We start from the raw sequence: 20,960 nt of genomic DNA on the forward strand, positions 1-20,960 counted from the left end.
TGGCCCGATGACCTCCGCACCCGTTGCCGGCGACGTCGCTCCGCCGGGCCTGATGCGCCGCCTCGCCGCCTTCATCTATGAAGGCGTCGTCCTGTTCGGCGTCGTTTTCATCGCCGGCTGGCTCTACTCGACGCTCACCCAGCAGCGCAACGCGCTGGTCGGGCAACACGGCCTGCAGGCCTTCCTGTTCCTGGTGCTGGGCATCTATTTCATCTGGTTCTGGTCGCGTGGCGGCCAGACCGTGGCCATGCGGGCCTGGCACCTGCGCGTCGTCGACGCCCAGGGCCGGACGCTCACGCAGGCCCGGGCCACGGCACGTTATCTCGCCGCCTGGCTGTGGTTCCTGCCGGCCCTGGCCAGCGTGCATGCGCTGGGCCTGGACCACAGCACCGGGGCGATCTTCGGCACGATGTTCGCCGGCATCGCCGGCTACCTGCTGCTGGCACGGCTGCACCCGCAGCGGCAGTTCCTGCACGACGTGATCTGCGGCACCCGCCTGATCACGCAATTGCCGCCGCCCCGCGCGAAGAAGGCGACCGCGTTGCCGGCAGACTCCTGACCCCCCTCTGCGCCGATTTCGACGATCTCGGCGATTGCGACGATTGCGACGATTGCGACGATGAGCAACCCCCACAAGGGCCGCACCGGCCTGGATCGCATCCTGCACGCTGCTGGCTACTCCTGGGACGGCCTGCGCGCCGCCTACCGCGGCGAGAGCGCCTTCCGCCAGGAGACCTGGCTGACGATCATCGGCCTTCCGCTGGCCTTCTGGCTCGGGCGGGATTGGGTGCAGGTCGCGCTGCTGGCCGGCTCGCTGATCCTGGTGCTGATCGTGGAGCTGCTGAACTCGGCGGTGGAGGCGGTCGTCGACCGCGTGTCGTTCGAGCTGCACGACCTCAGCAAGCGCGCCAAGGACATCGCCAGCGCCGCCGTGCTGCTGTCGCTGGTGCTGGCGGGCGGCATCTGGGCGGCGGCCCTCTGGCAACACCTGCGCTGACGCCGCGGCTGAAGCTTGACGGGCGTCTGACTGAGCGCCTGAATGACAAAGGGCGGACGCCCACCGGCGCCCGCCCTTCCTTGTTTCTGGCCCCGTCGGGGCCGCGCGGTCAGACCGCGGCTTCGTCCTGTTCGCCGGTACGGATGCGGATGACCTGCTCCACGGCGGTGACGAAGATCTTGCCGTCGCCGATCTTGCCGGTCTTGGCGGCTTTCAGGATGGCGTCGATGGAGCGCTCCACCTCGTCGTCCTTCACGACCACCTCGACCTTCACCTTCGGCAGGAAGTCCACGACGTATTCGGCGCCGCGGTACAGCTCGGTATGACCCTTCTGGCGGCCGAAGCCCTTCACCTCCGTGACGGTCAGGCCGGAGGCGCCGACCTCGGCCAGCGCTTCGCGGACTTCGTCGAGCTTGAACGGTTTGATGATGGCGGTGATCTGTTTCATCACGGGGCTCCGAAAGGGGATTGGCGGGCAGGACTGGCTGTGATTTAAGCACGGATCGTTTCAATTGAACGCCCGCCATCGGAGAAGGGAGGCATCGCCCGATCCGTCGCCTCAATCCGGGATGCGGTCGAGCTCGGCCAGCCACACCTCCGGCTCGGAATCGCTGGGCGCGCGCCAGTCACCGCGCGGGGACAGCGACCCGCCGCTGCCCACCTTGGGCCCGTTGGGCACGCAGCTGCGCTTGAACTGGCTGCCGCGGAAGAAGCGGCTCACGAAGATCCGCAGCACGCGCTTGATCTCGGCGAGCGGGTACTCGTTGCGCTGGACGTGCTCGCCGTCCGGCCAGTCGCCGCGTGCCTTGTCGCCCCAGGCATGACGCGCGAGGAACGCGATCTTGGCCGGCGAGTAGCCATGGCGGATCGTGTAGAAGAGGTTGAAGTCCTGCAGCTCGTAGCGACCGATCTTGTCCTCGGTGCTCTGCAGCCCGGAGCCCTCCACGCGCGCGTCCTGCGGCACGAGTTCCGGACTGATCTCCGTGTTCAGGATGTCGAGCAGCACCTCCTGCCCCGCGTGTCCGAGCTGCGCCGTCTCCGCGACCCAGCGCACCAGGTACTGGATCAGCGTCTTGGGCACCGAGGCGTTCACGTTGTAGTGCGACATGTGGTCGCCGACGCCGTAGGTGCACCAGCCCAGCGCGAGCTCGCTCAGGTCGCCGGTGCCCAGCACCAGCGCCCCGGTGTGATTGGCCAGGCGGAACAGGTGGCTGGTGCGCTCGCCGGCCTGGACGTTCTCGAAGGTCACGTCGTAGACGGGCTCGCCCGCCGCGTACGGATGTCCGAGGTCCTCGAGCATCTGCTCGCAGCTCGGCCGGATGTCGATCTCGCGGGCCTCGCAGCCGATCTCGCGCATCAGCCGCAAGGCCTGGTCACGGGTACGCGTGCCGGTGGCAAAACCTGGCATCGTGACGCCGAGGATATTGGTGCGCGGCCACCCCATCTGGTCCATCGCGCGCGCGGCGACCAGCAGCGCGTGCGTCGAATCCAGGCCGCCCGAGATTCCCAGCACCAGCTTGTGGATGCCGCTGGACACGAGCCGCTGCACCAGCGCCTGGACCTGGATCTGGAAGACCTCATTGCAGCGTTCGTCGCGGCGCTGCCGGTCCGACGGCACGTACGGGAAACGCTCGACGCGACGTCGCAGCGGCAGCGGCAGCCCGCGATCGACACCCAGTTCGAACTCGACGGTGCGGAAGGTCTTCAGCAAGGGCGCGTGGTGCCGCACCGAATCGCCGAAGCTCGTCTGCCGCATGCGCTCGCGCGACACGCGCTCCAGGTCCACATCGGCCGACACGAGCTGCGAGCGGCGCTGGAAGCGTTCGCTCTCCGCGAGGAAGCTGCCGTTCTCGTAGACCAGCGCCTGGCCGTCCCAGGCGAGGTCCGTGCTGGACTCGCCGGCGCCGGCGGAGGTGTAGACGTAGGCCGCCAGGCAGCGCGCCGACTGCTGGCCGACGAGCTGATGGCGATAGCCCGACTTGCCCACCGTGATGTTAGAGGCCGACAGGTTCACGAGCACGGTCGCGCCGGCCAGCGCGGCGTACGACGACGGCGGGATCGGCGTCCAGACGTCCTCGCAGATCTCGACGTGCAGGCGCAGCAGCGGCTGGTCGCTCGCGGCGATCACCAGCCGCGTGCCGAAGGCCACGCGCTGGCCGAGCAGCGTGATCTCTTCGGAGATCGCCTCGTCGGCGGCGTTGAACTGGCGCGCCTCGTAGAACTCGCCGTAATTGGGCAGGTAGGTCTTGGGCAGCACGGCCAGCAGCCGGCCGCGCTGGAACACCACCGCGCAATTGAACAGCCGGTGCTCGATGCGCAGCGGCAGGCCGACGATCGCGACGGTAGGCAGGTCGCGCGACACCGTCAGCAGATGCGCCAGCGCTGCTTCGCAGCCGTCCAGCAGCGGGCGCTGGTGGAAGAGGTCGTCGCTCGTGTACGCGGCCAGTCCGAGCTCAGGGAAGGCGGCGACCGCGGCGCCGTCCGCGGCGGCCTCGCGCAGCAGCTGCGCGGTCTGCTCGCCGTTGAAGACCGGATCGGCCACGCGGCACAACGGGATGCCGACGGCGATGCGGGCGAAGTCGTGGGCGTAGAGGTTGTCGAATGACAGACCGGTCGGGGGGGAAGTCGTCGTCGCTTGCATGGCAAGCATCCTGCCATCAAAGCGAAGGGATTGAGCTTGCGCCTAAGATTTGCCGCGCATGACCGCCCCACCCTCGCCTTCCCCCGCCGCTGACGCGTCCGAATTCGCACACGGGCACGAGCCCGTGCATGACCGTGCCCAGCCGCTGATCCGCGTCGACGACGACCCCGCCGCGCTGCCCCGCGACCAATGGAACGCGCTGCTCGCCGCCTCGCCGCTGCCGTCGCCGTTCATGAAGCTCGAGTACCTGAGCGCGATGCACGCGTCGGGTTCCGCGGTGCCGAAGAAGGGCTGGCAGGCGCAGTTCCTCAGCGTGTGGGACGGCGACGAACTGATCGCCGCCTGTCCGGCCTACCTCAAGGGCCACTCGTATGGCGAGTACGTGTTCGACTGGGCCTGGGCCGATGCCTATCAGCGGCACGGGCTCGCGTACTACCCGAAGCTGCTGGTGGCCGTGCCGTTCACGCCGGTGCCCGGCAGCCGCCTGCTGGCGAAGGACGACGCCGCGCGCGCGTGGCTGGTGAAGGCCTTGCGGGCCCTGACGGCGCGCTCGGAGCTTTCCTCCGTGCATGTGCTGTTCGGCGACGACCAGGACCAGCGCACGCTCACCGGCGACGACTGGCTCGCGCGGCAGCAGGTGCAGTTCCACTGGACCGGCGATGGCGTGCCGCGCCCTTTCGCCGACTACCTCGCGACGCTGCAGCGGGAGAAGCGCAAGAAGATCCAGCAGGAGCGGCGCAAGGTCGTCGAGGCGGGCATCCGCTTCGAGCCGCTGCGCGGCGCGGCGATCACCGCCGAGGACTGGGACTTCTTCTACGAGTGCTACACGCTGACCTACCTCGCGCACCGCAACAAGCCCTACCTGACGCGCGACTTCTTCGCACGGATGGCGGCGGACATGCCGGAACACTGGCTGATGTTCGTCGCGCGGGACGCGGCGGGCGAACGCGTGGCCGCCTCGCTGGTGGCGATCGACGAATCGCAGCGCGCGGCCTACGGGCGCTACTGGGGCTCGACGCGCTACATCCCCAACCTTCACTTCGACGCCTGCTATTACCAGCCGCTGGCGTGGTGCCTGGAGAACGGCTGGCGCCGCTTCGAAGGCGGCGCGCAAGGCGAGCACAAGATGGCGCGCGGGTTGATGCCGGTGGCGACCCACTCGGCGCACTGGCTCGCGCACCCGCAGTTCCGCGAGGCGGTGGCGGACTTCCTCACCCAGGAGGGCGAGGCGATGAACGAGTACATCGACGAACTGGAACGGCACCAGCCGTTCAAGGCGATACCGCCTGACGACGCGGTCGCCTGAAGGGCGCGACCCGGACGCCGCGGTGGGCGTGTCGGGACAAGCAACGACAAGGCGCCCCTCGGGGCGCCTTGTTCTTGCACTTCAGACCTCCCTGGGAGGCCTCGTCGGTCAGCCTTGCTGCGCCTTCGCGTAGTTGGCCATGCCGTCGGTGATTTCCTTCTTGGCCTGTTCCGGGCCTTCCCAGCCCTTGACCTTCACCCACTTGCCGGCTTCGAGGTCCTTGTAGTGCTCGAAGAAATGCTGGATCGCCTTCAGGCGCATCTGGTTGATGTCCTCGGGCTTGGTCCAGTGCTCGTAGATCGGCAGGATCTTGGTGGTGGGCACGGCCAGCAGCTTGGCGTCGCCGCCGGCTTCATCGTCCATCTGCAGCACGCCGATGGCGCGGCAGGTGACGACCACGCCCGGCGTCAGCGGGAAGGGCGTGATCACCAGCACGTCGACCGGATCGCCGTCGTCGGCCAGCGTCTGCGGCACGTAGCCGTAGTTGCACGGATAGTGCATCGCCGTCGTCATGAAGCGGTCGACGAACAGCGCGCCGCTTTCCTTGTCGACCTCGTACTTGATCGGGTCGGCGTTCATCGGGATCTCGATGACGACGTTGAACTGCTCGGGCGCCTTCGCGCCGGGGGTGACTTTGTGCAGGCTCATGGTGGTGGACAGCGGTGGATGCAGGGGATTCCGGAGCGATCCGGAGAAGCCGCGATTCTAGAGGTTCGCCTGATACCGGCCTGACGACGGCCCTGCCCCCCGCGTTCGCGGGGCCGACATCCCCCATCGGCCGGAGAGTTTCGCGGCGCCGCTCATGCAGAATCCGGCCCGCCGCGATGTGCCAATGTCGTCACACGCGGGAAACAAACAAGACGGATTCGGCGCCGGATGCGCGCCTGCGAGGGAGTTGAGGATGCTCGGGATGAATGTCTTGCGCGCGCCCGCCTGGGCGGCGCGACTGCTGGCTGTCGTGCTCATGATGGCGCTTGCCGCATGCGGTGGCGGTGGCGGCGGCGGTGGATCCGACGCAGGCGCGAACGGCACACCGCCGCCGGTGCCGCTGGGCGTGACCATCTCCGGCGTGGCACCCGCCGCGACGGTGACCGGCGGCTCGATCAAGTTCACCAGCGCGGCCACTGGTGGCACGGCCCCCTACACCTACCAATGGGCCTTCGGCGACGGCGTCACCCTCGGTGGCGCCGCGGCCGGCGCAGTCGTCGATCACGCCTTCGCCTCGGCGTCGCGCTACTCGGTGCTGCTCACGGTGACGGACGCTGCGGGCAAGCGCGCGGAGGCCTCGACCTTCGTCGTCGTGGAAAGCCCCGACGGGCTGAGCGTCCAGGCCGCCAATGCCGGCGTCTACTCCGTCGGGCAGCCCGTCACGGTCTGGGCATCCAGCTTCCCGCTCACCCCCGTGCAGTTCGACTGGGACTTCGGTGACGGGCGTACCGCGCAAGGCGCCAACCCCCAGCCCGCCTACGACGCCAAGGGGCAGTACACCATCTCGGTGGTCGCCACCTATGAGAACGGCATCAAGCGCCGCGCCAGCACGACCGTCAACGTCTCCACCGACGCGCCGACGCTGAGCATCTCCGCGCCGACGCTGGTCTACCTGGACAACGGCGTGCCCCTGAACCTCGCGCCCGCGCTCGCGGCCGGCGAAAACGTGTCGCTCGAAGTGGACGGACAAGTCTTCTCGTCGGTGTCCGACACCTACAACAACGTCTGGTTCAAGAAGACGGGCACCTACGAAGTGAAAGCCACCCGTCGCAACGCCACCGGCGCCACGGCGGTCGCGACCTTCTCGGTGACGGTGCAGGAGCCCACCGCGGTCTCGGGCCTGACCCTGTCCGTGTCGCAGTCGCAGGTGAAACCCGGCGAGGCCAGCTCGTCCGTCACCCTGTCTGGCGGCGTCTCCGGCGATATCACCAATCCGAGCAACTCCGTCCAGGAGTACCGCTGGGATTTCGGCGACGGCAGTCCGGTGGCCACCAACTACAGCAGCGTGACCCACGTCTTCCCGGCGGTGGGCACCTACACGGTGACGTTGACGGTCAAGAACCGCTACGGCCTCCTCTCCACCGCCACCGGCACGATCAGCGTCGGACCGCGCCAGGTGCTCAAGCAGCTGGCCGGCGAAAGCGTCAGCGAGACCCGCGTCGACGGCCCCGCGCTTCAGGCCCAGTTCAAATCGCCCAACCGCCTGGCGTTCGACGCCGCGGGCAACCTGTTCATCGGCGACGCGGGCAACTCCGCCGTACGCAAGCTGACGCCGCAGGGCGTCGTCTCGACGATCAAACTGCGCTACGACAGCTGCGGCTACTGGGGTGACGACACCAATGCCTACCTGGCGCCGCACGACAACGGCGCGATCGATCTGCTCATCGCCTGCGGCGGGCTGCAGCGCTTCGCCGCCGACGGCACCCTCCTCAATCCGACTCCCACGTGGAGCACGACGCCGGCCGGCGCCGACATGTCGGTGAGCGGCATGGCGCGCGCGCCGAACGGCGCGCTGGCGTTCGCGGGATCGAACGTGATCCGCCGCCTCGAGACCGACGGCACCGTCACCTATCTGGCGGGCGTGCTCAACGCGTCAGGCAACGCCGACGGCCAGGGCATCGCGGCCAACTTCAACGGCGCTTACAGCATCGGCTATGACGCGGCTGGCTCGCTGTATGTCGCGGAATCGAACCGCATCCGCAAGGTCAGTGCGAACGGCACGGTCACCACCGTCGCCGGCCGGGTCTACAACGGACTGCCGAACCAGACCACGGACGGCCAGGGCGCCGCCGCCGACTTCACCTGGATCCGGGACATCGCGGTCTCCGCGGACGGCACCGTCCACGTGCTGCAGGACGACGGCAAGATCCGCAAGATCACGCCGGCGGGCTCCGTCAGCACCTTGCCGGTGATGTCCAACGGTTCGCTGCGCGCGATCGCGGTCGCGCCGGACGGCACCGTGGTCGTCGCCGACGGCTATCGGAACATCATCCAGCGCGTCAACGCCGACTTCTCACTCACCACCCTCGCCGGCAAGCCGCCCGCCTTCGCGCGGATCGACGGCGCCGCCAACGCGGCTGCGTTCTGGGGCACGTCGGGTATCGCGCAAGGTCCGAGCGGCGCGATCTATGTCGCAGACGGCATGAACCACGCTCTACGCAAGATCTCGTCCAGCGGCCAGGTCACGACGCTGGCGGTGTTCTCGAGCAACTCGGTGCAGGTCTACGGCACGACGCCCTACCTGCGATCAATCCCGCGCCTGGGCGGCGTGGCGGTGGACGACCAGGAGAACGTCTACGTCGCCGATGCGTTCATGAACGTGATCCGCAAGGTTGCGCCCGACGGCACGCAGAGCGTGCTGGCCGGCGAGGAAGGCACGATGGGCTACGCCAACGGTCCCGCGGCGCAGGCGCGTTTCTACTCGCCGCTGGGCGTGGCGGTCGACGCCGCGCGCAACGTCTACGTGGCCGACTTCAATCACGCGATCCGCAAGATCACGCCGGCTGGCGTCGTCTCGACGATCGCGGGCATCGGCGGCTATCCGAACTTCCAGGACGGCACGGGCAACGGCGCGTATTTCAACTTCCCTAGCCACCTGACTGCCGCTCCGGACGGCACCGTCTATGTCTCGGATTACGGCAATGCCCGGATCCGCAAGATCACGCCCGCCGGCGTCGTCACGACGATCGCCGGACGGGCCAACGGATACTACTGCGACGTGGACGGACCTTTGGGCGCGAACTGCGCCTGGGCGCCGATGGGCCTGGCGCTGGATCCGGTCAGCGGCGAGCTCTACATCGCCGCCTTCAATGGCGTGCTGCGCCTGCGCACCGATGGCTGGCTCGAGAAGGTGCTGGCCAGCGACAACAGCCGCCGCACGATGCCCGGCTGGCTGCCCGCCAACCTGAACACCGTGGAAGGCGTCGCCGTGCTGTCGAACGGCCAACTGGCCATGACCGGCGGCAACGCGGTGATGGTCACCGCCTTCCAGCCCTGACGATCAGGTCGTCAGGCTGTGCGCCGGCCTTTGGCCGGCCAGCGCCTGCGCCAGGCTCTCCAGCACCATCCGGCCCATCGCGGCGCGGGTTTCCTCGGTCGCGCTGGCGCGATGCGCCTGCAGCACGACGTTGTCGAGGTCCAGCAGCGCCGGCGGCACGTTGGGCTCGTCCGCGAAGACATCCAGTCCCGCCCCGGCGATGCGTTGCTCCTGCAGCGCCTTCACGAGGTCGGATTCCTTCACCAGGCGTCCGCGCGCGACGTTGATCAGGAAACCGCGCGGCCCGATCGCGTCCAGCACCGGGGCGTCGATCAGGTCGCGGGCCCTGTCCGCCGCGGCGCAGACGATGAGCGCGTCGCTGTCGCGAGCCAGCTGCACGAGATCGGACTCGAAGGCCCACGGCACGCCGGCGATCTCCTTCAGGTCGGTGTAGCGCACCGGGCAGCCGAAGGCCCCGACGCGTTCCGCCACCGCGCGCCCCACGCGCCCCAGACCCACGATGCCCACGCGCATCCCGCTCACGCGACGCGCCAGCGGGATCGCGTTCGGCTGCGGGAACTTGGGCCACAGGCCGCCGCGCACGAAGCGGTCCACCGAGGCGACATGGCGGGCCGTCGCCAGCAGCAGCGCCAGCGCCATGTCCGCGACGTCCTCGGTCAGCGCGCCGAAGGTGCCGGTCACCGGCAGCCCGCGCGAGCGGGCGTACGCGATGTCCACGGCGTCCGTGCCGACGCCGTTCACCGCGACGACCTCCAGCGCCGGCAGCCGCTCCATCATCGCGCGCGAGATGCCGGTGTGCCCGCCGGTGATCACGCCGCGCAGCGTCGCGCCGTGCGTCGCGAGATAGGCGTCCGGATCGGCCTGCTCGTAGAGGCGGTGCATCGTGTACAGCGCGTCCAGCTCCGCGTTGATCGCGGGCACGAGGATGGGGTTGAGTTGCAGGATGTTCGGCTTCATGGCGCTCTCTACTTCAGGAAGGATCGGAAAGGTGTCGCTCGAGCGCACCGAGTTCTTCGGACTCATCGGATGAGCTCATCGGGTGTCATTCAGGCTGGATGCCGGCCGTCTTGATGACGGCGCCCCAGCGCTTGTATTCGGCGGCCTGGAAGCTGGCGAGCTCCGCCGGCGTCGACGTGAAGGGCTCCATGCCGTTCTGCTCGACGAAGCGCTTCACCGGCTCCGCGGTCATCGCCTTCTGCATCAGCGCGTTGATGCGCTCGACCACGGGCGCCGGCGTGCCCGCGGGCGCGTAGACCGCGTTCCAGTAGCTGATCTCGTAACCGGGCAGGCCTGCCTCCGCGATGGTCGGCAGGTCCGGCACCAGCGGCGAACGCTTGGGGCTGCTGACGCCCAGGGCCTTGAGCTTGCCGGCCTTCACCTGCGGCAGGCTGGTGGTCAGGTCCACGATCATCAGGTCGACCTGACCGCCGACCAGGTCGACCATCGCCTGCGGGTTGGCCTTGTACGGCACATAGGTCAGCTGCGTCTGCGTCATCTGCTGGAACAGTTCCGCCGCCACGCGGGCCGACGAACTGCCCGCGCCGAAGGTGAGCTGCTGCTGCTTCGCGATCGCGCTGAGCTCGGTCACGTTGCGTGCCGGGATGCGCGGATTCGTCACCAGCAGCAGGTAGCCCTTCACCAGCGCCCCCACGGGGGCGAAGTCCTTCACCGGGTCGTACGCGAGCTTGCGGAACAGGTGCGGGTTGGCGGCCTGCGTCGTGTTGGTCGTGATGAACAGCGTGTAGCCGTCGGCGGGCGATCGCGCCACCGCCTGCGCGGCGATGCCGCCGCTGGCGCCGGCCTTGTTCTCGACGATCACCGGCACCTTGGTCGCGGCGGTGATCTCCGCGCCGATGGCGCGCGCCAGGCCGTCGGTGGTGCTGCCGGGGCTGGAACCGACCACGATCGTGATCGCCTTGGACGGAAAGGCCTCGCCCTGCGCGAACGCGTCGAAGGAGGCGGAGGACCCGAGGAAGACGAAGGCGGCGGCGCCGGCAAAGGCTAGCGCGGTGCGGCGTCGGGCAGGCTGAAAGCGATGAAAGCTGTGGATGCGGTTCATGCGGTTGTCTCCATGAAAGGGGCATGAGGGCCGGCATCGCGGAGGCTTCTGGTCGGACTCCGTCGATGTCGCGTGGGCTCATGCTGGCAGCGGAGACATGCAGGGTCAATATTGACGATCAATATCAATCTGAAGCGTCGACGACGGATTCATCGCCTTATTCCTTCGCAATAGTCGACGGGTATGGAGTGATGGTCGATGCGTGGACAAGCTGAATGTTGACGAATACATTGACGCATCAATGACGCTGAGCGAGACGACGACCCGATGGCCGCCTGGATGACGCTGGATGAAGCACGCGACGCGCTCGGGGTGCGAGCGCAGACGATCTACGCCTACGTGAGTCGCGGGCGCATCGGCGTGGAGCCCGATCCGCAGGACTCGCGCCGCAGCCTCTACCGCGCCGAGGACGTGAAGGCGCTGTTGCGGCGCAAGGAGACGGGGCGCACGCGCGAGACGCTCGCCGCGACGACGCTGTTCGGCGCCGAACCCAGCATTCCGACGGCAGTCTCGACCTTCTCGGACGGACGTCCGTTCTACCGTGGCATCGACGTCGTCGAGCTGGCCGCGACCGCGACGCTGGAGGACGCGGCGCGGCTGCTGTGGAATGCCGAAACGACGCCGTCGTTTCCACGTCCCGCGGTCGCTCCAGGCTCGTCGTCGCGCGCGGCGTTGGAGGTCGTCGCCGCGCTGCCGGGCGGTCGCGTCCGCGCGTTCGCCGAACTGGCGGCGCTCACCGCCACGGGACACTCGACGCGCGGGCGCGTGCCCCGCGTCTTGATCGAGGAAGCCTCGGCGCTGGTCGGACGGCTGGCCGTCGCCTTCGGCGCCACGGGCGAAGCATCGCTGCCGCTGCACGAGCGCCTCGCACGCGGCTGGGGGCAGCCGCGCGCGGTGGCCGCGCTGCTGCGCAAGACGCTGGTGCTGGCGGCGGATCATGAGATCACCAGTTCGGCTTTCTCCGCCCGCATCACTGCGTCCACCGGCGCGTCGCTGCCGGCCTGCCTGCTGGCGGGTCTGACGACCTTCTCCGGCCCGCTGCACGGCGACGCCTCGGGACGCGTGCGCACGTTGTTCGACGAGGTCGAGCGCGACGGTGCGGATGTCGTCGTCGACCGCTACCTGGCCGCCGCGATGCCGCTGCCCGGATTCGGCCATCACATCTATCCGGAAGGCGATCCGCGCGCCGCGTCGCTGATGGCGGACTTCAAGCCGCCCGCTGCGATCGCACGCCTGATCGAGCGCGTCGTCGCGCTCACCGGCCTGCCGCCGTCGATGGACGTGGCGCTGGCGGCGCTCGTCGCGCGTTACAAGCTGCCGCCGGACGCGGGCTTCGCGATCTTCGCGATTGCGCGCAGCGTCGGTCTGCTGGCCCACAGCATGGAGCAGCTCGCCATCGATTCCGTGATCCGGCCGCGCGGCCGTTACATCGGTCCGAGCGCCGCGCGGCCCCTCGATCCTCGCAAGGAACGTCGCAAGCGCTGACGGCGGTCCCCGGTCCGGAGAAGCCGGCGGAGCCGGTGCCCCTCGAAGCGAACCCTGAGCGAAGCGAAGACTGTGAGCGGCGAGGGGCACCGGCTCCGCCGGCTTCGGGCGCCGTGCTCCAAGCGCCTGTAAAGGCTACGGGGCGAGGCACACGACATGCCCGGGGCCAGTTGTTGCCCGCCCCCGCCGCTCGCCCCTGCAAAGCCTGACACCCGCCTTGCAAACCCCGTCGATCCGCTGGTAAACGCTCATGCCATGCACTATTCACGGGCTTAGCATCGTTCGACGGACTGTTGCTGTTGCGTGCGCGCAGGCCCGGCGCCCGCTGGATGGAACCGTCTCACGGATCAAAGAATCAGCGAGAGGAGACAACCTTATGTCGACGAGTTTGGCGCTGTACTTCGCGCTGGCCTGCGGGCTGGCGGCGGTGCTCTACGGCTTTATCCAACGCAGCTGGATCCTGAGCCAGGATCCCGGCAATCCCCGCATGCAGGAGATCGCCGGGGCGATCCAGCAAGGCGCCGCGGCCTACCTGGCGCGGCAGTACCGCACCATTGCGATCGTCGGCGTCGTGCTCGGTCTCCTGATCGGCTTCGCGCTGGACTGGAAGACGGCCATCGGCTTCTTCATCGGCGCGCTGCTGTCGGGCGCCTGCGGCTTCATCGGCATGAACGTCTCGGTGCGCGCCAACGTGCGCACCGCGCAGGCGGCGACGCAAGGCATGGCGCCGGCGCTCAACGTCGCGTTCAAGGGCGGCGCCATCACCGGCATGCTGGTCGTGGGCCTGGGCCTGCTCGGCGTCGGCCTGTTCTTCCTGTGGGTCAGCGAGAGCGGCACCCGCGCGGACAGCCAGACCCTCAAGCCGCTGCTGGGGCTGGCCTTCGGTTCCTCGCTCATCTCGATCTTCGCGCGGCTGGGCGGCGGCATCTTCACCAAGGGTGCCGACGTCGGCGCCGACCTCGTCGGCAAGGTCGAGGCGGGGATCCCCGAGGACGATCCGCGCAACCCCGCCGTGATCGCGGACAACGTCGGCGACAACGTCGGCGACTGCGCCGGCATGGCGGCCGACCTCTTCGAGACCTACGCCGTCACCCTGATCGCCACGATGGCGCTGGCGGCGCTGACCTTCGGCGGCATGTCGATCGCGGCCATCGTGTATCCGTTGGTGCTGGGCGGCGCGTCCATCATCGCGTCCATCATCGGCTGCAGCTTCGTCAAGGCCACCCCCGGCATGAAGAACGTGATGCCGGCGCTCTACAAGGGCCTGATCGTCGCCGGCGTGCTCTCGGCGATCGCCTTCTGGTTCATCACCCGCGCGCTGTTCCCGCAGGACCTGACCCTGCCGGGCGGGCAGACCATCGGCGCCACCGCCCTCTTCCTGTCCTGCCTGGTCGGCCTGGTGCTGACCGCGGCGATGGTGTGGATCACCGAGTACTACACCGGCACCAACTACAAGCCGGTGCAGCACGTGGCGCAGGCCTCGACCACCGGTCACGGCACCAACATCATCGCGGGGCTGGGCGTGTCCATGCGCTCCACGGCCTGGCCGGTGCTCTTCGTCTGCGTCGCCATCCTGGTGGCCTTCAAGCTCGCCGGGCTCTACGGCATCGCGATCGCGGCGACGGCCATGCTCAGCATGGCGGGCATCGTGGTGGCGCTCGACGCCTACGGCCCGATCACCGACAACGCCGGCGGCATCGCCGAGATGGCCGACCTGCCCGCCAGCGTGCGCGACATCACCGACCCGCTGGATGCCGTCGGCAACACCACCAAGGCCGTCACCAAAGGCTATGCCATCGGTTCGGCGGGCCTGGCGGCGCTGGTGCTCTTCGCCGACTACACCCACGCGCTCGAACAGCGCGGACTCTCGGTCAGCTTCGACCTGAGCAACCACATGGTGATCGTCGGGCTTTTCATCGGCGGGCTGATCCCCTACCTCTTCGGCGCGATGGCCATGGAGGCCGTGGGACGCGCGGCGGGCGCGGTCGTCGAGGAAGTGCGGCGCCAGTTCCGCGACATCAAGGGGATCATGGAAGGCACCGGCAAGCCCGAGTACGGCCGCGCGGTGGACATGCTCACCGCCGCCGCGATCAAGGAAATGATCGTGCCCTCGCTGCTGCCGGTGGTCGTGCCGGTCGTGGTCGGACTGGTGCTCGGACCGGCCGCGCTGGGCGGGCTGCTGATGGGCACCATCGTCACCGGTCTGTTCGTCGCCATCTCCATGTGCACGGGCGGCGGCGCCTGGGACAACGCCAAGAAGTACATCGAGGACGGGCACCACGGCGGAAAGGGCTCCGAGGCCCACAAGGCCGCCGTCACCGGCGACACCGTGGGCGACCCCTACAAGGACACGGCGGGTCCGGCCGTCAACCCGCTGATCAAGATCATCAACATCGTCGCCCTGCTGATCGTGCCGCTGCTGCCGGCCGTCGGCATCAGCGGTCCCGCGGCGGGGGCGCACACGCCGCCGGCCCTGACTGCGCCGGCGACCGACGCTTCCATGCCGGCCTCCGCGCCGATCGGCGTGCCGGACGCACTGGCCAGCGGCCCGACCGAGGCGGCCAGCGCGGCATCCGCTCCCTGAACCGCGCTGAATGGCCCAGACCGGCAGGAGACGATCACACCGACTGGGCGACGCTCGCCCGGTCCTCGGTGAAAACGCTGAGAAAAACAGCCCCGGGAGGGGCTGTTTGGGCTTTGAAGGGACATGCGCACACGGCAGAATCGGCAGTCAATAACAGAACATCCAGGGATTCCACCCAACATGCTCAGCCAGGCCATCACGCCGCGCGAATTCGAACGCCGCCGCGAGCAGTTGGCCGAGCTCCAGCGCTACCTGGCGTCGCAGGAAACCGAGTACGCGGACTGCCGCCAGCGCATGCAGCGTTTCGTCGACCGCTACGTCGCCGCGCTGGGCCCGCTGTACATGGAGCTGGACGCGCTGGAATCGCAGCTCTACTGCGCGATGCGCTACCTGCACGACGCGCTGGCGCGCAACGGCCTCGATGCCCGCGCGCCCGAGTCGCCCCGTGCCACGACGATGCCGCTTCTGCCCGTGCTGCCGGCCGGCGCGCCGCTGCCGGCCGAGCCTGAAGGCGGTCTGGTGCAGGTCGGTCCGCCGCCGCTGAAGACCCTCTACCGCCGCGCCGCGAAGCGGCTGCATCCGGACCTCGCGCCGGACGACGCCCAGCGGATGCACCGCGAACGCAAGATGGCCGAGGTCAACGAGGCCTACGAGGCCTGCGACCGCGATCGCCTCGAAGCCCTGCTGCTGGCCGCCGGCGAAAGCATGGTCAAGGTGCGCGGCGGCGACGCGGACGCGGTCATGGAATGGCTGCGCAGTGCGGAGCGCTCGGTGCAGGGACGGCTGCGCGTCGTCCAGGCCCACCTGGCGCTGCTGAAGAACCACACGATGCATGAGCTGGGCGAGTCGATCGAGCGCGCCGAGAAGCGCGGCCTGGATCCGCTCGGCATCATGGCCAACCGCTTGCGCGCGCAGATCACCGAGCGCCGTCAGGAGCTCTACATCGGGCAGCGCCTGCAGCCCGAATCCAGCATGGCCGAGGCCTTCCTGCGCCAGCGCCAGCAGCGCATGGGCGGCGGGATCGCGGCGTCGCACTGACGCCGCGCCGCCGCTGACGCTTCAACGTCGACCGCGCCCCGGCTGCGGCACCCGCGGCGACAAGGTGGCCGCCCACGCCGCGATCTCCGGCCCGAGCGCATCGACCGCCGCCGCCGTCGCCTTCACCGCGCCCTCGGCGCTCGCCCCGGCGGGCTCCGACCGGTCGAACGCACGCTGGGTGCCGTCCTCGGCGGTCGCCATCACCCTCACCTGCACGTCGCTGCGCGAGGCGCTGGAGAAGTTCTGGAGGCTCTCTTCGAGCTCCAGCGTCACGCCGATGACCACCTGGGGATCGGCGCCGGCGGCCACGGGCGCGCGGGCGATCTGCTGACGCATCCGCGACCCGACGAGCACCGGCAGCGGCGCGGCCCAGCGCGAGTCGCGGTACATGCGCCGCGCATAAGGATCGGAGTCGGCGAGGCGATACGCGATGCCCGTGCCTTGCAGCGTTTCCGGTGCGGTGACGGCCTGGAGTTCGACGCGCTTGGACAGCGCGGCCTGCTGCGGCCATACGGGCGAGGGACCGAGGTCCATCTGCGTGGGTGGCGGCGGGCGGCTGCCGCAGGCGCTGAGCATCGCTGCGAGCGCCAGTCCGCCGAGCAGCGCCGCGCGGCGCATGCCGCCGGTCCTTGGAAGTTCGATGTGGTCGTTCATTTCTTCGCTCCCGCCTCGAAGCCGGTTTCACCGGGGCCGGGCGCGCCGGGCGTGGGGCCGAGGATCAGGCTCTGCGGCTGGTCGCCGATGTTCTGCGCCGCGCGCTCGAGGGCGCGCGCCGCCGCCGACAGATCATCCAGCACCGCGCGCTGACGCGGCTTGTCGGCCGAACCGACGAGGGACAGTTCCACGCGCCGCAGCGTGCGCTGCATCTGCACCGCGGCGTCGCCCAACTGATCGATCGCGGCGGCCTTGCCCTTGTATTCGTCGACGAGTTCGCCGCCCTGCTTCGCCAGCGTGTCGACGTTGCCCAGCGTGTTCCGACCCGCGACCACGAGGCCGTCGGTGTGCTTCACCAGGCCCGGCAGCGCCTGCGCCGTGGGCCGGAGTTCCTTGACCAGTTCGTTCAATCCGGCGGAAGCCTCGTTCAACTGCGCCAGCGTCTGGCTCACCTGCTGCTGGTTGCTGTCGCTGAGGACCTTCTGGATGCGGTCCATCGTCGCCAGCGCGCCTGCGGCGAGCTTGGGTCCCGCGTCCTGCAACTGGTCGAGGAAGCCCGGCGAGAGCTGGATGCGCCGCGTCTCCAGCACGCTCAACTTCGGATCCGCCGGATCCTGCCCGTCATACAGATCGATGAACGACAGCCCCGTGATGCCCTGGTAGCCCAGCTTGGCGACGGTTCCGGGCGCGATCGGCGCGTCGGCGTCGACCTCGATCCCCACCAGGATCTGCTTGGGCTGCGCCGGATCGAAGCGGATGGTGTCGACCTTGCCGACCTGCACGCCGCGCAGCTTCACCGGGGCCTTGACGTTGAGGCCCGGCACGCCCGAAGCGGTCACCACGGTGAAGGTCTGCGTGTCGCCGCGGTCGTCGCGGAACCACAGGATGACCGCCACCAGCGCCGCCCCGAGCAGCAGCACGAAAAGGCCCGTGGCCAATGCATGTGCCTTGTTTTCCATGTGCTCGCCCGAATCCTTGTTGTAGGTTGTCGTTGGTCGTTGGTCGTCGTCTGCCGCCGGAACAGGCCGTCGACGGCGGCGCCCGCTCAGGCGGGCATCTCGTCGCGGTGCTGCAGCGCGTCGCGGTAGCTGCGCAGGTTGTCCGCCGCGCAGCGGTCCGCGTGGCCGAGGAAGAAGTTGCGGATGAACGGATGCTTCTGCTTCACCACCAGTTCCAGCGGCCCGTGCGCGATCAGGTGCTGGTCCGCCAGCACCGCCACGCGGTCCGCGATCGCGAACAGCGTGTCCACGTCGTGGGTGACCATCACCACCGTCAACGCCATCTCGCGCCGGAGGCTCTCGATCAGCTGCACGAAATTCTTCGAGCTCGCCGGATCGAGACCCGCCGTCGGCTCGTCCAGGAACAGCAGCTGCGGATCCATGATCAGCGAGCGCGCCAGCGACACGCGCTTGATCATGCCTCCCGACAGTTCCGCCGGCATCTTGATGCCGTCCTCGGCCTTGAGACCGACCTGCTGCAGCTTGGTCATGACCAGCTCGGCGATCAGATCCTTGGGCAGGCTCTTGAGCTCGCGCAGCGGCAACGCGACGTTGTCGAACACCGACAGCGCCGAGAACAGCGCGCCCTGCTGGAACAGCACGCCCCAGCGGTGCCGCACCTGCGCGAGGTCGGTCGCCTCGCAGTTGCCGAGCTTGTGGCCGAAGACCAGCACCTCGCCTTCGGTGGGACGTTCCAGGCCGAGCATCAGGCGCAGCAGCGTCGTCTTGCCGCTGCCCGAGCCGCCGATGATGCCCACCACCTCGCCGGCAGTGACTTCCAGGCTCAGGTCCTTGTGGATGCGCACGCCGCCGAGCACCGTGCCGACGTGGCGCACCTCGATCACCGGATCACCCGGCTGGACGTTCAGTTCCCCGGTGGCTTCCGCCGAGGTCGGATCCATGCAACCGCTCATCCCTTGATCCCCAGGTCAGAGAACATCACCGCGAAGATCGCGTCCACGATGATGACCACGGTGATCGCGCTCACCACCGAATCGGTGGTGCCGGTCCCGAGGCTTTCGCTGTTCGGCTTGATCCGCAGCCCGAAATGGCAGGCCACGAACGCGATCATGAGTCCGAACACCGCCGATTTGGCCAATCCCAGCCACAGGTTGGCCACCGGCACCGCAGCCGGCAGGCCCTGCAGGAACTGGATGTAGTCCAGCCCCAGCGTCGCCCGCGCGGCGAGCATGCCGCCCAGCAGCACCATGCTGCTGGTCCAGGTCATCACCAGGGGCAATGAGAGTGCCAGGGCCACCATCTTGGGCACTACCAGCCGGATGGTGTGGGAGATCCCCATCACCGACAGCGCGTCCAGTTCCTGCGTCACCCGCATCACGCCGAGCTGCGCCGTCATCGCCGAGCCGCTGCGTCCGGCCACCAGGATCGCCGCGAGCAACGGTCCCAGTTCGCGCCAGACGCTGATGCCGAGGATGTTGATGACGTAGATGTCGGCGCCGTAACTCTGGAGCTGCTTGGCGGTCAGGTAGGACAGCGTGATGCCGACCAGCACGCCCACCAGCGCCGTGATGCCCAGGGCCTGCGCGCCGCTGCGGTAGATGTGGGCGGAGATGTCCTTCCACGCGATCAGGTCGGGATGGCGGATCAGCGTGCCGAGGTCGCGCGTCACCTGCCCGAGCAGCGCGGTGGCGTCGAGCAGGTGGCTGGCCAGGTTGAGCAGGCCCTGGCCGAACTGGCGCACGTTCTGCCTGCGCGGCGGCTTGGCCGGCTTGCCCTGCTTGCTGCCCAGCCGGGCGAACAGCGCCTGGAACATGTCCGCCATCGGCGCCGGCGGCCAGCGCAGGTCTTCCGGCTGACGCCGGCCCCAGGCCTGCCACAGCAGCAGCGCGCCGGTCGGGTCGAGCCGCCGCACGGCGCTCAGGTCCCAGGCCACGTTGGCGGTCGGCACGTCGCCGAGTTCGCCGCGCAGCGCCTCGACGCGCTCGCGCAGCGCCAGCAGCGTCCAGTCGCCCTCCAGCCGTGCCTGCAGGCGTCCGCCTTCCCCGGTCGAGCGCAGCAGGCGCGGTGACGGGTCTGACGGGTCTGACGGGTCTGACGGGTCGGCGACGTCGCGGGGTTCCAGAGGGGCGTCCATTGGGGTCAGAGCATAGCCGGGCGAAGACGCTCCGGTGAACCGGGCGGACAGGAGTTCGCCCCGTCAGACAAGACGCTGTCGCAGTCGCTCCAGATAGGTGCGACTGCAGGGCACCCGGCTGCCGTCGCGCAGGCGCAGGTGGGCGTCGCCGGCCTCGGTCGGCTCGATGGCCTCGATCAGGCTCAGCCGTACGAGATAGCCGCGGTGCACGCGCACGAACGTCGCCGGGTCCAGGCGTTGCTCGAAGGCGCCCAGGCTGCTGCGCAACGGGTAGTCGTGCTGCTGGCGGCGCAGGTTGACGTAGTTGCCGCAGGCCTGCACCCACTCGATCTCGTCCACCGGCAGCAGAAATTCCTTGCCTAGCTTCTTCACGAGGAGCCGCTCGGGCAGCGCGGACGCGGGCGCCAGCGGCGAGGGCGAGGGCTCGGCCGGCGACGGCGACGGCGCGGGGGCGGGCTCAGGCGGCTCCGCCAGCAGGCTTGCCTCGCCCTGCCACCGCCGCACGAAGAGCCGGTACGACCCGACGACCACCAGGATGAAGGCGTAGCTGCGGACGTCCTTCACCGCTTCATAGAACAACTCGACCGGCCAGTTCCCGAAGTCGTAGACCGCATCTTGCGTCGCATACGCCAGCTTGCGCAGCGCCACCATGCCCAGCACATGTGTCAGGCTGGTGAGGAGCGCGAACAGCACGTGCCAGGGCAGATGCCGCCTCAGCACGCCCCAGCGCAGCGGCTTGGCGTCCGCCGCGCGGACGATCCACGGGATCAGCACCATCCAGGCGATCGCGCTGGAGAACTCCCAGACCGCCGGTTCCCAGACGTCGAAGCGCAGTCCGGCGCGGCGGATGTCCAGGTTCGTCGTGATCGTGTTCGCCAGCGCCGAGCCGAGCAGCAGCGCGCTCCAGATCGCGCGCTCGACCCAGCGCCGCCGCTTCAGATAGATCCCCAGCCACTTGTCCTCGGTCATGGCGGCGCAGTGTAGGCGCGTGTCCGCCCTCGCCGCGCCCTCCCCGCGCCCTCGCCGCGCTCTTGCCGCGCTCTTGCCGCGCTCCGCCCCCCCGCGCGAGCGGCCCCTGGGACGGGGCGGGTCGTCACCGGGCGGGGGCGGTTCGTCAC

General features: G+C 69.2%; 17 protein-coding genes. 7 read left to right on the plus strand and 10 right to left on the minus strand.

Annotated features, from left to right (window positions below; all coding sequences use genetic code 11):
- Positions 1–7: 7 nt before the first annotated feature.
- Both PV762_RS15415 and PV762_RS15420 read left to right on the plus strand, forming a co-directional pair.
- Entirely contained in the window at positions 8–559 is a 552-nt protein-coding gene (locus PV762_RS15415) for an RDD family protein (RefSeq protein WP_421035887.1), read from the plus strand.
- 60 nt (positions 560–619) lie between these two features.
- The gene (locus PV762_RS15420) at positions 620–997 is read left to right on the plus strand and encodes a diacylglycerol kinase (RefSeq protein ID WP_421035888.1); all 378 of its coding nucleotides are present in this window, start codon (positions 620–622) and stop codon (positions 995–997) included.
- Positions 998–1,106: 109 nt separating this feature from the next.
- Here PV762_RS15420 and PV762_RS15425 read toward each other — a convergent pair whose 3' ends face one another.
- The gene (locus PV762_RS15425; protein ID WP_067275693.1) at positions 1,107–1,445 is read right to left on the minus strand and encodes a P-II family nitrogen regulator; all 339 of its coding nucleotides are present in this window, start codon (positions 1,443–1,445) and stop codon (positions 1,107–1,109) included.
- A gap of 111 nt (positions 1,446–1,556) precedes the next feature.
- A complete protein-coding gene (locus tag PV762_RS15430; protein WP_421035889.1) occupies positions 1,557–3,638 on the minus strand; it encodes an NAD(+) synthase in 2,082 nt (693 codons plus the stop codon).
- A 58-nt stretch (positions 3,639–3,696) separates the two neighbouring features.
- On the opposite strand from PV762_RS15430, the gene PV762_RS15435 reads away from it, so the two are divergent.
- A complete protein-coding gene (locus PV762_RS15435; protein WP_421035890.1) occupies positions 3,697–4,944 on the plus strand; it encodes a GNAT family N-acetyltransferase in 1,248 nt (415 codons plus the stop codon).
- Between the two features lie 108 nt (positions 4,945–5,052).
- Here the strand turns inward: PV762_RS15435 and ppa are convergent, their stop codons facing one another.
- Entirely contained in the window at positions 5,053–5,592 is a 540-nt protein-coding gene (gene ppa / locus PV762_RS15440; RefSeq protein WP_421035891.1) for an inorganic diphosphatase, read from the minus strand.
- Between the two features lie 262 nt (positions 5,593–5,854).
- Between ppa and PV762_RS15445 the strand changes: the two genes are divergently transcribed.
- Complete coding sequence (locus tag PV762_RS15445) at positions 5,855–8,929, plus strand: PKD domain-containing protein (protein WP_421035892.1); 3,075 nt, start codon at positions 5,855–5,857, stop codon at positions 8,927–8,929.
- 3 nt (positions 8,930–8,932) lie between these two features.
- Here the strand turns inward: PV762_RS15445 and PV762_RS15450 are convergent, their stop codons facing one another.
- Entirely contained in the window at positions 8,933–9,886 is a 954-nt protein-coding gene (locus PV762_RS15450) for a 2-hydroxyacid dehydrogenase (protein ID WP_421035893.1), read from the minus strand.
- 85 nt (positions 9,887–9,971) lie between these two features.
- A complete protein-coding gene (locus PV762_RS15455; RefSeq protein ID WP_421035894.1) occupies positions 9,972–10,988 on the minus strand; it encodes a Bug family tripartite tricarboxylate transporter substrate binding protein in 1,017 nt (338 codons plus the stop codon).
- 267 nt (positions 10,989–11,255) lie between these two features.
- On the opposite strand from PV762_RS15455, the gene PV762_RS15460 reads away from it, so the two are divergent.
- The 3 genes from PV762_RS15460 (at position 11,256) to PV762_RS15470 (ending at position 16,095) form a co-directional block, all read left to right on the plus strand.
- On the plus strand, positions 11,256–12,473 hold the full coding sequence (locus PV762_RS15460; RefSeq protein ID WP_421035895.1) for a citrate synthase family protein: 1,218 nt from the start codon (positions 11,256–11,258) through the stop codon (positions 12,471–12,473).
- Between the two features lie 376 nt (positions 12,474–12,849).
- Positions 12,850–15,057 (plus strand): sodium-translocating pyrophosphatase, encoded by a 2,208-nt coding sequence (locus PV762_RS15465; RefSeq protein ID WP_421035896.1) that lies wholly within the window; start codon positions 12,850–12,852, stop codon positions 15,055–15,057.
- A gap of 180 nt (positions 15,058–15,237) precedes the next feature.
- Positions 15,238–16,095, plus strand: a complete 858-nt coding sequence (locus PV762_RS15470) for a J domain-containing protein (RefSeq protein WP_421035897.1) — start codon at positions 15,238–15,240, stop codon at positions 16,093–16,095.
- A gap of 21 nt (positions 16,096–16,116) precedes the next feature.
- On the opposite strand, the gene PV762_RS15475 is transcribed toward PV762_RS15470, so the two are convergent.
- The 5 genes from PV762_RS15475 to PV762_RS15495 form a co-directional block, all read right to left on the minus strand.
- Positions 16,117–16,749: an ABC-type transport auxiliary lipoprotein family protein gene (locus tag PV762_RS15475; RefSeq protein ID WP_421035898.1), complete on the minus strand. Its 633-nt coding sequence runs from the start codon at positions 16,747–16,749 to the stop codon at positions 16,117–16,119.
- Positions 16,746–17,708, minus strand: a complete 963-nt coding sequence (locus tag PV762_RS15480; RefSeq protein WP_421035899.1) for an MlaD family protein — start codon at positions 17,706–17,708, stop codon at positions 16,746–16,748. Before PV762_RS15480 ends, PV762_RS15475 begins: the two co-directional genes overlap by 4 nt.
- A gap of 86 nt (positions 17,709–17,794) precedes the next feature.
- Entirely contained in the window at positions 17,795–18,649 is an 855-nt protein-coding gene (locus tag PV762_RS15485; RefSeq protein WP_421035900.1) for an ABC transporter ATP-binding protein, read from the minus strand.
- 8 nt (positions 18,650–18,657) lie between these two features.
- Positions 18,658–19,842 (minus strand): ABC transporter permease, encoded by a 1,185-nt coding sequence (locus tag PV762_RS15490; RefSeq protein WP_421035901.1) that lies wholly within the window; start codon positions 19,840–19,842, stop codon positions 18,658–18,660.
- Positions 19,843–19,905: 63 nt separating this feature from the next.
- Positions 19,906–20,811, minus strand: a complete 906-nt coding sequence (locus tag PV762_RS15495) for a LytTR family DNA-binding domain-containing protein (protein ID WP_421035902.1) — start codon at positions 20,809–20,811, stop codon at positions 19,906–19,908.
- Between the last annotated feature and the right edge of the window lie 149 nt (positions 20,812–20,960).

Origin of the sequence: Mitsuaria sp. CC2, from assembly GCF_048957715.1 — a bacterium.
Taxonomy (GTDB): domain Bacteria; phylum Pseudomonadota; class Gammaproteobacteria; order Burkholderiales; family Burkholderiaceae_C; genus Roseateles.

Excerpts from the sequence above, each read along its gene's own strand:
- ppa (WP_421035891.1), bottom strand. The coding sequence starts at position 5,592 with ATGAGCCTGCACAAAGTCACCCCCGGCGCGAAGGCGCCCGAGCAGTTC.
- PV762_RS15435 (WP_421035890.1), top strand. The coding sequence starts at position 3,697 with ATGACCGCCCCACCCTCGCCTTCCCCCGCCGCTGACGCGTCCGAATTC.
- PV762_RS15470 (WP_421035897.1), top strand. The coding sequence starts at position 15,238 with ATGCTCAGCCAGGCCATCACGCCGCGCGAATTCGAACGCCGCCGCGAG.
- PV762_RS15455 (WP_421035894.1), bottom strand. The coding sequence starts at position 10,988 with ATGAACCGCATCCACAGCTTTCATCGCTTTCAGCCTGCCCGACGCCGC.
- PV762_RS15425 (WP_067275693.1), bottom strand. The coding sequence starts at position 1,445 with ATGAAACAGATCACCGCCATCATCAAACCGTTCAAGCTCGACGAAGTC.
- PV762_RS15495 (WP_421035902.1), bottom strand. The coding sequence starts at position 20,811 with ATGACCGAGGACAAGTGGCTGGGGATCTATCTGAAGCGGCGGCGCTGG.
- PV762_RS15490 (WP_421035901.1), bottom strand. The coding sequence starts at position 19,842 with ATGGACGCCCCTCTGGAACCCCGCGACGTCGCCGACCCGTCAGACCCG.
- PV762_RS15430 (WP_421035889.1), bottom strand. The coding sequence starts at position 3,638 with ATGCAAGCGACGACGACTTCCCCCCCGACCGGTCTGTCATTCGACAAC.
- PV762_RS15445 (WP_421035892.1), top strand. The coding sequence starts at position 5,855 with ATGAATGTCTTGCGCGCGCCCGCCTGGGCGGCGCGACTGCTGGCTGTC.
- PV762_RS15475 (WP_421035898.1), bottom strand. The coding sequence starts at position 16,749 with ATGAACGACCACATCGAACTTCCAAGGACCGGCGGCATGCGCCGCGCG.
- PV762_RS15480 (WP_421035899.1), bottom strand. The coding sequence starts at position 17,708 with ATGGAAAACAAGGCACATGCATTGGCCACGGGCCTTTTCGTGCTGCTG.
- PV762_RS15420 (WP_421035888.1), top strand. The coding sequence starts at position 620 with ATGAGCAACCCCCACAAGGGCCGCACCGGCCTGGATCGCATCCTGCAC.
- PV762_RS15460 (WP_421035895.1), top strand. The coding sequence starts at position 11,256 with ATGGCCGCCTGGATGACGCTGGATGAAGCACGCGACGCGCTCGGGGTG.
- PV762_RS15465 (WP_421035896.1), top strand. The coding sequence starts at position 12,850 with ATGTCGACGAGTTTGGCGCTGTACTTCGCGCTGGCCTGCGGGCTGGCG.
- PV762_RS15485 (WP_421035900.1), bottom strand. The coding sequence starts at position 18,649 with ATGGATCCGACCTCGGCGGAAGCCACCGGGGAACTGAACGTCCAGCCG.
- PV762_RS15415 (WP_421035887.1), top strand. The coding sequence starts at position 8 with ATGACCTCCGCACCCGTTGCCGGCGACGTCGCTCCGCCGGGCCTGATG.
- PV762_RS15450 (WP_421035893.1), bottom strand. The coding sequence starts at position 9,886 with ATGAAGCCGAACATCCTGCAACTCAACCCCATCCTCGTGCCCGCGATC.